General features: G+C 62.0%; 14 protein-coding genes. 7 read left to right on the top strand and 7 right to left on the bottom strand.

The window, feature by feature from the left end; translation table 11 throughout:
- Positions 1-4: 4 nt before the first annotated feature.
- From GYH35_RS26195 to GYH35_RS26180, 4 genes are all read right to left on the bottom strand, one after another.
- A complete protein-coding gene (locus GYH35_RS26195; protein WP_161813181.1) occupies positions 5-559 on the bottom strand; it encodes a mechanosensitive ion channel family protein in 555 nt (184 codons plus the stop codon).
- A gap of 121 nt (positions 560-680) precedes the next feature.
- On the bottom strand, positions 681-1,736 hold the full coding sequence (locus GYH35_RS26190) for a pectate lyase (RefSeq protein WP_161829944.1): 1,056 nt from the start codon (positions 1,734-1,736) through the stop codon (positions 681-683).
- 189 nt (positions 1,737-1,925) lie between these two features.
- Entirely contained in the window at positions 1,926-2,264 is a 339-nt protein-coding gene (locus GYH35_RS26185; protein WP_161829943.1) for an antibiotic biosynthesis monooxygenase family protein, read from the bottom strand.
- Positions 2,261-2,566 carry an NIPSNAP family protein gene (locus GYH35_RS26180; RefSeq protein WP_161813178.1) on the bottom strand — a complete coding sequence of 102 codons (306 nt, stop codon included), beginning with the start codon at positions 2,564-2,566 and terminating at the stop codon, positions 2,261-2,263. The genes GYH35_RS26185 and GYH35_RS26180 overlap by 4 nt, the downstream gene beginning before the upstream one ends.
- A 75-nt stretch (positions 2,567-2,641) precedes the next feature.
- Between GYH35_RS26180 and GYH35_RS26175 the strand changes: the two genes are divergently transcribed.
- The 7 genes from GYH35_RS26175 to GYH35_RS26145 all read left to right on the top strand — a co-directional run bounded on the left by GYH35_RS26175 (position 2,642) and on the right by GYH35_RS26145 (position 9,421).
- Positions 2,642-3,319 (top strand): ArsR/SmtB family transcription factor, encoded by a 678-nt coding sequence (locus tag GYH35_RS26175; protein WP_161813177.1) that lies wholly within the window; start codon positions 2,642-2,644, stop codon positions 3,317-3,319.
- A 13-nt stretch (positions 3,320-3,332) separates the two neighbouring features.
- Positions 3,333-4,070: an NADPH-dependent F420 reductase gene (locus tag GYH35_RS26170; protein ID WP_202624715.1), complete on the top strand. Its 738-nt coding sequence runs from the start codon at positions 3,333-3,335 to the stop codon at positions 4,068-4,070.
- Between the two features lie 91 nt (positions 4,071-4,161).
- Positions 4,162-4,887: an aquaporin Z gene (gene aqpZ / locus GYH35_RS26165; RefSeq protein WP_161813176.1), complete on the top strand. Its 726-nt coding sequence runs from the start codon at positions 4,162-4,164 to the stop codon at positions 4,885-4,887.
- 81 nt (positions 4,888-4,968) lie between these two features.
- The gene (locus tag GYH35_RS26160) at positions 4,969-6,990 is read left to right on the top strand and encodes a M13 family metallopeptidase (RefSeq protein WP_161829942.1); all 2,022 of its coding nucleotides are present in this window, start codon (positions 4,969-4,971) and stop codon (positions 6,988-6,990) included.
- Positions 6,991-7,014: 24 nt separating this feature from the next.
- Positions 7,015-8,043, top strand: coding sequence for an AraC family transcriptional regulator (locus tag GYH35_RS26155; protein WP_161829941.1), 1,029 nt, complete (start codon positions 7,015-7,017; stop codon positions 8,041-8,043).
- A 143-nt stretch (positions 8,044-8,186) separates the two neighbouring features.
- Positions 8,187-8,873, top strand: coding sequence for a class I SAM-dependent methyltransferase (locus GYH35_RS26150; RefSeq protein ID WP_161829940.1), 687 nt, complete (start codon positions 8,187-8,189; stop codon positions 8,871-8,873).
- A 26-nt stretch (positions 8,874-8,899) separates the two neighbouring features.
- Entirely contained in the window at positions 8,900-9,421 is a 522-nt protein-coding gene (locus tag GYH35_RS26145; protein ID WP_161829939.1) for a hypothetical protein, read from the top strand.
- Between the two features lie 68 nt (positions 9,422-9,489).
- Here the strand turns inward: GYH35_RS26145 and GYH35_RS26140 are convergent, their stop codons facing one another.
- The 3 genes from GYH35_RS26140 to GYH35_RS26130 all read right to left on the bottom strand — a co-directional run bounded on the left by GYH35_RS26140 (position 9,490) and on the right by GYH35_RS26130 (position 10,959).
- Entirely contained in the window at positions 9,490-9,819 is a 330-nt protein-coding gene (locus tag GYH35_RS26140) for a hypothetical protein (RefSeq protein WP_161813171.1), read from the bottom strand.
- Between the two features lie 33 nt (positions 9,820-9,852).
- Entirely contained in the window at positions 9,853-10,386 is a 534-nt protein-coding gene (locus GYH35_RS26135) for a hypothetical protein (protein WP_161829938.1), read from the bottom strand.
- A gap of 210 nt (positions 10,387-10,596) precedes the next feature.
- Positions 10,597-10,959, bottom strand: a complete 363-nt coding sequence (locus tag GYH35_RS26130; RefSeq protein WP_161829937.1) for an HD domain-containing protein — start codon at positions 10,957-10,959, stop codon at positions 10,597-10,599.
- Positions 10,960-11,071 lie beyond the last annotated feature (112 nt).

The raw sequence follows: 11,071 nt of genomic DNA, 5'->3' as shown, positions 1-11,071 counted from the left end.
CGCATCAGCCGCCCGGGCGAAAGCGCCGCACGGCGCGCTGGAAGAACAGGCTGTTCGGGATCTGCAACGTCGGACCGGGCTGGCCGTCGTCGGCGCCGTCTTCCTGCAGCGTCGTGTAGATCAGATTGATATCGATGACGCGGCCCTTCAGACCCAGCTTCTCGCCGTTCTCCAGCACCTCGATGCGATCGTAGAGCCGGAACGGACGCGTGGCGAAGATCAGCACCGAACAGAAAAGGTTGGAGAGCACGCTCCACACGGCGAAGAACGCCACCGCGGCCACGGCAGCAAAACCCGTGAAGGCCGCCCACAGCACCGAAGCGGACACGCCCAGCCGTTCCAGCACGAGCAGCAGCGCCGCGCCGTAAATCAGAAAGGCCGAGATCCGCCGCCCGATGGTGAGCATCTCGGCCGGCACATTGTGCTCGCCCAGCCGACGCATCACCCGCCGCGCCAGCCGCTGCAGCAGCAACGCGACCAGAACGATCAACAACACCTGGAAAACAGGAACGATCTCGCCCAGCCATTCCCGGCCCCACGACGGCCAGTGCTCACTCATCGCTCGAAACTACCTTCACAACTTGAACGTGCCCGCGAATCGCGGGACCGTGAAGAATACGACAGCAAGGCCGGCCCCGCATCATTGCGTGACCGGCCGGCTGCTTCGAGCGGCGAGGTAGCTACGGGATCGGGCAGGATCCCGCGCAGGCGCTCGTATTCATCTGACTCGGCGGCAACAGCGTGACGTCACCCTGGCCGACCTGGCAGTTCGGCGTGTTGAACTCCACACCGAGCGCCGAAGTGCTGCCCTGCCCCTTCACGACGCCCTTGTACACCTGACAGATCTTGGTCTTGCTGGTGCCGCTGTTGTTCAACGTCAGGTTGCGGATGGTCGCGACATCGCCGAAGTTGCTGTTGATGCCGACGATCGTCGACACGTCGCGCGTGATCACATTGTTGACGAAGATGCGCCGCGGCCCGCCATTGCCCGTGCAATCGCCACACGAGCGCACCAGCTTGCCGGCATTGGCGACAAAGAAGTTGCTGATGCGCATCTCGCCGCGGCCGTTGAACTGGAATGTTTTATCCGAGCCCTTGTAGGCAGCACCGCAAGTGATGTTCATGACCGTCCCGGCGGGGCCGAGCGCCGTCGCGGCATCCTCGCCAATGTCTTCCCACCACACGCGCTCCAGCGTGCAGTTGCCGAGACAATGAATGCCGTCCGCCGCGAGCGGCCCAATGATCACATTCCTGATCGTGCCGCCCTCTTGAACGTCGAACACCGCGGGCTGCCCTTCGCTCTGGCTGCCGCCCGATAAGTTGTAACGTTTGTTTCCACCATCGAAGACCGTTCCCGCCGGCACCACATGGGTCGCGGTGAGCTGCACGGTTTCGGTGTAGGTGGGCATCGCGCAACCCGGGTAGTAACCGAGATTCGGCGTCGGCGGGTCAGTCGGCGGCGGATCGGTCGGCACCGTGCCGGCAGGCACCGAGCACTCGTTCACACCGCCCCCGATCCGACCACCGAACGTCGCCTCCGAACAGACGAAGCTGCCGCTCAACACTTTATAAAAGAACTGATCGGCGCGGCCGAACGCGACATTGGTCGATGCCGGCACCGAGCATGGCTTGTTCTCGCTGCATATGGTGGTGTAACCGCTCGGCCGATTCGCGGCAGTTACGACCGTGCTCAGCGCCATTGCCCCTAAAGCAAACAAAGCGTATCCGTACTTCATAGCACTTCCCCCTGGGAACGAATCCTTCCACCCAAGACGTTGTGACGTCTGCATTGTTTGTAATGCCCACGCCTGCGAAGAAATTGCCTCGCGAGCGTAGACACCGGTGTCATTATGCTGCCGCGAGCGGCGCGATCACAATCGTTGTCAGGGATATATAGATTCAAACAGGGACGGATCGAAGCGCGTTCAGCTGCCGCGCGAATCGTCCGGCGCTTCATCTCTATTGTGCATGCCATAGTCACGCACAACTGCCGCTACGCGCAGCCGATAGTCGGCAAAGATCGACTCGCGACCGGCGGCCTGCGCAGAACGGTGGGGCGGCAGGTTACGCCATTGGCGGACTGCTTCTTCATCGCGCCAGAAGGACAGCGACAGGATGCGACCGGAATCGCTGAGGCTTTGAAATCGTTCGATCGAAATGAAGCCATCGATGCCGTCGAGCAAGGGGCGCAGGCTGGCCGCCGTGTCCAGATAGGCAGTCATCTGCCCGGGCGCCGGCACGACTTCGAAGATCACCGCAATCATTTTTCGACGCTCTCCAGAAACGTTCGCTCTTCGCGCAGGATGAAACGGCGCTGCTGCGCGAACTCGAAGTTGGCGCAGCCTTCGGGATCGGCCTTCAACCGTGCTCGATAGGTTTCATACGAGGCCAGGCTGTCGAAGCCAATCAATCCCCAGGCAACGTAGTTCGTGCCTTCGTGCGGCAGGAAGTAGCCCAGGAGATTGCCGCCGCAGCGAGGGATGATGCGCCCCCAGTTCTCTGCGTACTCTCGGAAGGCGGCGCGTTGGAACGGGTCGATTTCGTAGCGAATAAAGCAGGTGATCATAGTGCTCTAGCCTTCTACCGTGGCAGCGCTACGATAGTGCTCCAGCGTCGAGGACGCTTCGATCGGGATCGAACCATGTACGAAGGACCCAACATTGCGCGGGTCGCCGCCGTCATCGGCGAGCGCGGAAGGGCTCAGGTTCTCGGTGCGCTCATGGACGGTCGCGCGCTGACCGCCACGGAGCTTGCCGATGCAGTCGGCGTAACTCGCTCGACCATGAGTTCCCATTTATCCCGACTGCAACAGGCTCAACTGATCGCCGCCGAGAGTCAGGGCCGCCATCGTTACTTCCGGATCGCCAACGCCGACGTCGCGGAGTTGCTGGAAGGAATGATGGGCCTGGCGCAACTCACCTCGCCGCAGCAAACATTTGGTCCGCGCGACCCGGCGCTTCGCAAAGCGCGATTGTGTTACGACCATCTGGCGGGCGAGCTCGGCGTCCTCATCTATGACGGACTGGAACGACAGGGCAGCTTCGTGCATCGGAGCGACGGCCTGACGATGAACGATTCGGGCTGGTCGCTCCTGAGCAAGCTTGGAATGTCCGTCGCACGCCTGCCGCAGACGCGCCGTCCGCTATGCCGGGCCTGTGTGGATTGGAGCGAACGACGCCATCATCTGGCTGGCGCGCTCGGCGCTGCGCTGGCCGCCCGGTTGATGGAGCTACGCTGGGCAAAACGTGTGCCCCACTCACGGGCTCTGCACGTGACCGCTCAGGGTGAAAAATCCATTCGTGAGATATTTGCTCGCTGAACAGGAGCCCGCCATGAACCTATCCGGTATCGACGCCAGCCGCCGGCGGTTGTTGAAGCTCGCGGCTGCGGCCGCCCTGGTTGGATCCGGAGCCCTGCCTGCTCATGCGGCCGTTGTAACGAACAAGCGCATCGGCGTCATCGGCTCCGGCAAGGTCGGCAGCGCCCTCGGCGGCAGCTGGATCAAGAGTGGACACGAGGTGATGTTCTCATCGCGCCATCTCGATCACGACAAACAACTCGCGGCCAGCCTCGGCGCCAAAGCCCGCGCCGGCTCGCCGGCCGAAGCCGTTGCCTTCGGCCACGCTGTATTGATCGCCGTTCCCTATGGCGCCCTGCCGGAACTGGCTAAAAGCCTCGGTAGCGCACTCCAGGGCAGAATCGCGATCGATGCCTGCAATCCCTTCCCTGCCCGGGACGGCGAGATTGCGAATCGTGCTCGCGAGCAAGGCGCCGGCCTCACCTCCGCCGAATTGCTGCCAGGCGCCCGCCTGGTTCGCGCGTTCAACGCCATTGGCGCCGCTCGCATGGCCACCGCTATCGAATCGCCCGGCAAGGTGGGCATGCCCATGGCCGGCAATGACGAACAAGCCATCGCCCTCGCCAAGCAACTGATCCGCGATGTGGGTTTCGAGCCCGTGCTGATCGGCGGCCTGGATATGGGTAAGTACCTCATGCCAGGAACACCGCTGGCAGGCGAACATACGCCCGCTGAAATTCGCGACATCGTCGCGAAGTTGCAAGCTCCGTAGACTAATATTGCCGGGCCTGCCCCGAATGCTGGTGTGCGAGTCCGCTCGCACCTTTTACGATGGCGCTAATAACAATCAGGAGTGGTCTCGTATGTTTGCCAAGCTCATGGCTGAGTTCGTTGGCACTTTCTGGCTGGTGCTCGGCGGCTGCGGCAGCGCCGTGCTGGCCGCGGCCTTTCCCGAGCTGGGGATCGGACTGGCCGGCGTCTCGCTCGCCTTCGGTCTGACCGTCCTGACCGGCGCCTATGCGCTGGGCCCGATCTCGGGCGGTCATTTCAACCCCGCGGTGACGGTCGGGCTCTGGGCCGGCGGCCGATTCCCGGCAAACCAGGTTGTTTCATACATCGTGGCGCAGGTGGTGGGCGCGATCGTCGGCGCCGGCGTGTTGTATGTCATCGCCAGCGGCTCGCCGGATTTCAGTCTCGCCGGCGGCTTCGCCAGCAACGGCTATGGCGAACACTCGCCCGGCGGCTATTCCATGATGGCGGGCGCGGTCAGCGAAGTCGTGATGACCTTCATGTTCCTGATCGTCATTCTCGGCGCAACTCACAAACGCGCGCCGGTCGGTTTCGCCGGCATCGCCATCGGCCTGGCGTTGACGCTCATTCATCTCATCAGCATTCCGGTCACCAACACTTCGGTGAACCCGGCGCGCAGCACCGGTCCCGCGCTGTTCGTCGGTGACTGGGCGCTCGGCCAACTGTGGCTGTTCTGGGTGATGCCCATCATCGGCGCCGCGCTCGCGGGCGTTGTGTACAAGACGATCTTCGAAGCAGAGGAAGTCAGCAAGCCGCCGATCACCGGCCGCCCCGCATGACGGCGCGAGCAACGGGCGCAATTGTTTGAGATGAGCGCGTGACGTAGGCTTCATGCTGTCCTTTCGTCAGGGAAGAACAGCATGAAGTGGTCATCGGCAGTGGGCATTCTGGTGTTGATCGCCGGCTCGGCCTACGCCGCCGAGGGCGGACCCCAAGGCGTCCAGCTCGGCGATATCGATCGCAAGGCCGAACCTTGCAATGACTTTTTCGCGTACGCCAATGGAGCCTGGCGTGCGCAGAACCCGATCCCCGCATCCATGCCGCGCTGGAGCCGGCGCTGGGCGGCGGGCGAAGCAAACAAAGATCGACTCAAGATCATTCTCGAAGCCGCCGCCGCAACCAAAGCGCAGCAAGGCAGCATCGATCAGCTCACCGGCGATTTCTATGCGAGCTGCATGGACGAGGCCCGCATCGATCGCCTCGGCATCGAGCCGCTCAAGCCGCAGCTCACGGAGATCGCCAGCATCCGCGACAACGCGGGCGTACAGCGCGAGATCCAGCGCTTGCATGCGATGAACGTTTCCATGCCCTTCAACGTCTATGGCTGGTCCGACGACCGCAATCCAAATGATGTGATCGTGCAGATCGACGCGAGCGGCCTCGGCCTGCCGGACCGCGACTACTACTTCAAGAAAGAGCCGCGCTTCGAGGAAGCCCGCGCCAAATATCTCGAACACGTGCAGAAGATGTTCGAGCTGGCCGGCCACACCGCCGGCGACGCCAAGGTCGCAGCCCGGACAGTGATGCGCATGGAAACGTCCCTGGCACAGCATTCACTCGACAACGTAGCCCTGCGCGATCCGAAGTCCACCGATCACAAAATGACCTTCGCTCAGCTGCAGCAGCTGACACCGCACTTCGACTGGCAGCAGTACTACTCGACCAGCCAGCTGCCGCGCGGCGAGCTCAATGTGGCCGAGCCGGAGTTCATGAAAGAAGTGGATCGTCAGCTCGCCGCGACGCCGCTCGCCGACTGGAAGACGTATCTCACCTGGCATCTGTTGCATTCCGCGGCGCCGTCGCTTTCCAAGCCGTTCGTGCAGGAACACTTCGCGTTCAACTCGGCCTACCTGGAAGGCGCCAAAGAGATGAAGCCGCGTTGGAAACAATGCGCCGAGTCGGCGGATGCATTGTTGGGCGAGGCTGTCGGCAAGATCTACGTCGAGAAGTACTTCCCGCCTCAGGCGAAAGCGCGCGTGCAGGAGATGGTGCAGAACCTGCGCCTTGCGATGGGCGAGACCATCGAAGGCCTGCAATGGATGACGCCGGCCACCAAGCAGCGCGCGCTCGAAAAGCTCGCGACGTTCAATCCGAAGGTCGGCTATCCGGACAAGTGGCTCGATTACAGCGCCGTCCCCATCAGCCGCGACAGCTACTGGAACAACGTGATCGCCGGACGGCAGTTCAACATTCGTGACAACTGGTCGACCATTGGCAAGCCGCTGGATCGCGGCCGCTGGGGCATGACCCCGCCGACTTCCGATGCGTACTACAGCCCGGCGCTCAATGAGATCGTCTTTCCCGCCGGCATTTTACAGCCGCCCGCATTCGACCTGGCCGCGAGCGATGCCGTCAACTATGGCGCCATCGGCGTCGTGATCGGCCACGAGATCAGCCACGGCTTCGACGATCAAGGCGCCCAGTACGATGCCCAGGGCCGGCTGCACAATTGGTGGAGCGACGCCGATCTCAAAGCGTTTCAAACGCGCACCGCCTGTGTCGTGAAACAGTTCGACGGTTATTTCATCGAGCCGGGCATTCATCACAACGGCAGGCTGGTGCTCGGCGAAAGCATCGGCGATCTGGCCGGCGCGCGCATCGCCTATCGCGCGCTCGAGATCTCCCGCCGGGGCAAGCCGCCGCTGCCTACGATCGACGGCTTCACTCCCGAACAGCAGTTCTTCATCGCATGGGGCCAGTTCCGCGGCGATGAAATCCGTCCGGAGTTCGCGCGCTCCATGGTGCAAGGAGATCCGCACCCCATCGCCAAGTATCGCGTGATCGGCCCGCTGTCCAACCTGCCCGAGTTCCAACAGGCATTCCAATGCAAAGCCGACGCACCGATGGTGCGCGCCGCCGAACAGCGATGTGAGGTTTGGTGAGCAGGCAAGTTACACTCTTGCCGAATGAACGATCTTTCACTGTTCGACCTGACCAACATCGCTATCGCCGGCTTCGCCGCCGTCAGCGCGGTATTGCTGCTGCTCGCCTATGTCGCGCTCATCGACGTGCCCGGCAAGTCGATCTATTCCATCGCCTCGTGCGCGGCGCTGGTTGCCGCGCTGGCCACGATCGAGGTCGGGCACCTCGTGTACTTCACGGGTGGCGGACAACCGCTCGCGCACTTCTATTACAAGCTGGCGCTCTTCATGGTGCCGCCGGCGTTCTACTCGTTCGGACGCTGGGCCATTCTGCCCACCGAGACCTTTCGCCCCTTCCAGCTGCTGCATTTCCTGCCCATCCCAGCGCTGTTCCTGCTGCCGCTGAAGATTGCGCTGCCCCTCCTGTTCACGCTCGGCGCCGGCTACTCGCTGTGGCTGGGCAATCTGGTCTATGGACTGCGCGACCAGCGCAAGCAGTTCCGCTTCGAATTCCTCTACTTCGCGGTCATGTCGGTGCTGGCCGTCATCGTGCTCGGGCTCGGCTTTGCGATTCCGTACGTCGATCACGACTACTTCTATTACTTCTACAACAACGCCGTCGCCCTCGGAGTGGCCATCATGCTCGTCGCGCTGGTGGGCAATCCCAATCTGATCGGCGACCTGACCGAAGCCGCACGCGTCAAATATGGCTCCTCGACCCTGCGAGAGGTCGACGTGGATGCCTCCCTGGCGAAGCTCAACCAGGTCATGATCGACGGCAAGGCGTATCAGAACGAGAGCCTGAGCCTGGCCTCCCTGGCCGAGGCGGTCGGGCTGTCGGGCCATCAGCTGTCGGAGCTGATCAACACGCGGCTCGGCATTGGGTTCTCCCGATATGTTCGGGAGTGCCGCGTGAACGCCGCGAAGACTTTACTTATTTCTGCGCCCAGCCGTTCCATCCTGTCGATCAGCATGGACACGGGATTCCGCTCGCAGTCGGCGTTCTACGCGGCCTTCAAGGAGGCCACTGGCCAGTCGCCGGGCGACTATCGGCGCTCCCAGACTCCTCCATGATCTTTCTGGAAGTCGCTAAATCGTTGATTCGAAAGCTACCGGAATATTTTTGATCCGCACTGATCTTTGCGGAAGCCGGCGCCTGCCATAGCGATCGATGCTCGGGTCGTGGTCAACGTCGCCACGCCATTCGCACCCGAGCCATGCTGGCTACCCTTTCTCTGCCTCGGCATTCGATCAAGGCCTACACGAAGCTTGGCCTGCATGTGTACGACCCGTTGATCGTGAACCTGGTCGCCCCGCGCGTCTGGGGCTGCGATCCGGAGGTCCTGGTCGAACACTATCGTCGGCACGTTACGTTCAATCATGCGGACATCGGCGTCGGCACCGGTTTCTTTCTGGACCGCTGCGGCTTCGAATCTCCCAACCCCAGACTCGCGCTGATCGATCTGCAACCGAACTGCCTGGCGCACACCGCCCGCCGGCTGTCGCGCTATCGCCCGAGCACTTATCTGCGAGATGTGCTCGACCCGATGACGGGCCTTCCTGGCGGTCCGTTCGACTCGGTCGCGCTCGGCGGCATCATCCATTGCCTCGCTGGCGACCTGCCGTTCAAGAGCCGCGTCTTCGACAACATCCGCCCGCTCACCCGGCCGGGAACCAAGATCTTCGGCTACACACTGGTTTATGACGGTGTCCCGTTGCGAATCAGCCGGCGTCTCGTTCACCCGCTGCTCAGTCGTCTGCGCGTCATCGACAACACCAACGATCGCTCTAGCGATCTGCATGCCGCACTGTCGGCGCGCTTCATCGATTGCAACGTCGAATTGATCGGCTGCATGGCGCTGTTCAGCGCCGTGGTGCCGACTGCTGCCTCCACTCGCCAATAACTCTCGTCACTACAGGGATCTCAATCATGAGCAAGCAAGTTCATTTCACCTGCACTTCCGGCGATCTTTCCTGCAGCGCGCAGCGCGCCTGGGACAAGGTTTGTTTCTACGAGCACATCGAGATTCAACCTTCGCTGCTTCTACGCACCGTGCTGCCGGTGCCCCAGCGAACCAGCGGCGCTTATCGAGCGGTCGGCGATATCTCCCGCTGCATGTACAGCGACGGCGGGTATCTCACGAAGCAGATCCGTCAGATCGCTTCCGGCCGGCGCATCGACTTCGACATCGTCGAACAATCGATCCGTTACGCCACACGCATTCTGCTGAAAGGCGGCACGATCCAGATCGAGCCGCGCGAGGACGGCACGTGTTCCGTGCACATGCTGACGCGTTACGAGCTACGCGGGGCGGCCCGCTTCATCCCGCGCTTCTTTATCGATCACGTTATTTCCGCCATGCATCGGATCGTGATCACTGACATGCAGGCCCGGCTTGCGCCGCAGTCTTCTACTGCTCCATCCGCGATCGAATGTCGGAGTGCGGCTTAGGCCATCGATCCAGCATCCGTTCGGGAAGCGCAGGGCCAGCTCGATTGCGGCTGACCCTGCGCGGATGCTCAGTTTTTGAGCTCGAGACCGCAGCTGATGGTGCCCACGTTCAATTCTGCTGGATCGATCGAGAGATTCAGCAAGTATCGGCCCGGCTTCTCGATCATGGTCAACAGAACCGGAACACAGCGATTCACAGGATATCGATTGTCGCCGTTCGTATTATCGACCCACGTCAGCGTTGTTGGCGTCGATTCGCCCTGAAGAATGCCGGTGAGCGTGATCAGCCGTGCGCCCAAGTCGAACTTGCTCACGCTGTCGAAGACATAGCTGGTAGGTGCGGCTACGGCCGAGGACGTAGCGGCAAGCAGAGCCAGCGCGAACAATGATCGCGTCATTACACGTTCTCCATGAATTGCAGTGTTGGAATGTTAAGGAGTCGTGAGCTGCCACGCGGACAGCTCGAGATTCGATACGCTGATGGCGGTGGGATCGCTTGGGTCGTCGACGGGATCGTATCCAAGCAACGATCTTGCCGGCGGCGCATTCGTGCCGATGCATGTCACCTCGCCCGCCCCCGCTCCGACGCCATCGCCGTCGGCATCGCCGTAAGTCATCATCACTCGCCAGGTGGTAGCGGACGAGTCATCGCAGTCCGCCAATGTGGCCTGAGGCGCGGTTGTGCCATAGCCCGCCGGCAACGCGTCGCCCGAACAAACTTCGCCGCTGGCCGCGAGGCTGAAGCCGTCGGCGTCCGCATCTCGGGAAACATAGGGCAGGATCCGCCACAGCGACGCGTCGCTGTCGTTGCAATCGACGTCGCTCGCAGCAACAGCCGACGCGGAATGAGATGAAGGAAGAGCGCTGCCAGCGCATAGCTGGCCGCTGGAACTCGCGCGATGTCCGTCTGCATCGCTGTCCACTGACTGATAGCTGAGGTTCTGCCAGCGGCTAGCGTCATTCACGGCGCAATCCTGCGCATCCGCCACGCCGTCCCTGTCTGCATCGCGAGGACGTTTCCCGCCTCCACCGCCGCAACCTGCAAGGAAAGCAAACAGCAGCAATAAGTATCCGTTTCTCACAAGCGGTTTCCGTCCTCGAGCACGACCATGAAATATTAACACACGTCTGCGGTCGTGCCAGGTACAGGAAGTTATGTAATAGCGGACCGCCGATCATTCACCCCGTAGGGCAACGATAGCCGCCCTGAGATTGCGGCGAGCTGGCGCTTCGTAGCGATCTCGGAACAGAGTCGTGCTGTAGATGGTTGAACGCGCCAGAAACGATTCGAGGATTTCCGCGCGCTTGCTTCGGAACAGGGGACCGGGCGCCCAGCGATATTCCTGACGAACGTCGGACTCGAAGCGCGCGTAAGCAGCTTCATCCACGCCGAGTATCGACAGATCGATGTCGACGACGAGCTTGGAATCGTCGAGCTCGGCGGGAGCCTCATGGCGCGTGGCGAGGATGTGAGCTCGAACGCGCGTGATCGATGTGCGCGCCCGTGTGGTAATGGCGATGCTTCTGCGAATAAGCATCCAGCAGCTGTTCGAACGACTCGTTGGTTTCCGGCAACGCGAACGCCGCCATCAATCGATGCCATCTGTCGCGGTTCATGGGAAAAGCATGCCTGTCTCGCGCCCGCTCAAC

The sequence above is a fragment of the Steroidobacter agaridevorans genome (genome assembly GCF_009932555.1).
Classification (GTDB): domain Bacteria; phylum Pseudomonadota; class Gammaproteobacteria; order Steroidobacterales; family Steroidobacteraceae; genus Steroidobacter; species Steroidobacter agaridevorans.
The sequence above is the reverse complement of the archived record's forward strand: the minus strand, read 5'-3'. Positions and strand labels throughout refer to the sequence as shown.

Coding starts and splice junctions, on each gene's coding strand:
- GYH35_RS26195 (WP_161813181.1), bottom strand. CDS start 559: ATGAGTGAGCACTGGCCGTCGTGGGGCCGGGAATGGCTGGGCGAGATC.
- GYH35_RS26190 (WP_161829944.1), bottom strand. CDS start 1,736: ATGAAGTACGGATACGCTTTGTTTGCTTTAGGGGCAATGGCGCTGAGC.
- GYH35_RS26185 (WP_161829943.1), bottom strand. CDS start 2,264: ATGATTGCGGTGATCTTCGAAGTCGTGCCGGCGCCCGGGCAGATGACT.
- GYH35_RS26180 (WP_161813178.1), bottom strand. CDS start 2,566: ATGATCACCTGCTTTATTCGCTACGAAATCGACCCGTTCCAACGCGCC.
- GYH35_RS26175 (WP_161813177.1), top strand. CDS start 2,642: ATGTACGAAGGACCCAACATTGCGCGGGTCGCCGCCGTCATCGGCGAG.
- GYH35_RS26170 (WP_202624715.1), top strand. CDS start 3,333: ATGAACCTATCCGGTATCGACGCCAGCCGCCGGCGGTTGTTGAAGCTC.
- aqpZ (WP_161813176.1), top strand. CDS start 4,162: ATGTTTGCCAAGCTCATGGCTGAGTTCGTTGGCACTTTCTGGCTGGTG.
- GYH35_RS26160 (WP_161829942.1), top strand. CDS start 4,969: ATGAAGTGGTCATCGGCAGTGGGCATTCTGGTGTTGATCGCCGGCTCG.
- GYH35_RS26155 (WP_161829941.1), top strand. CDS start 7,015: ATGAACGATCTTTCACTGTTCGACCTGACCAACATCGCTATCGCCGGC.
- GYH35_RS26150 (WP_161829940.1), top strand. CDS start 8,187: ATGCTGGCTACCCTTTCTCTGCCTCGGCATTCGATCAAGGCCTACACG.
- GYH35_RS26145 (WP_161829939.1), top strand. CDS start 8,900: ATGAGCAAGCAAGTTCATTTCACCTGCACTTCCGGCGATCTTTCCTGC.
- GYH35_RS26140 (WP_161813171.1), bottom strand. CDS start 9,819: ATGACGCGATCATTGTTCGCGCTGGCTCTGCTTGCCGCTACGTCCTCG.
- GYH35_RS26130 (WP_161829937.1), bottom strand. CDS start 10,959: ATGCTTATTCGCAGAAGCATCGCCATTACCACACGGGCGCGCACATCG.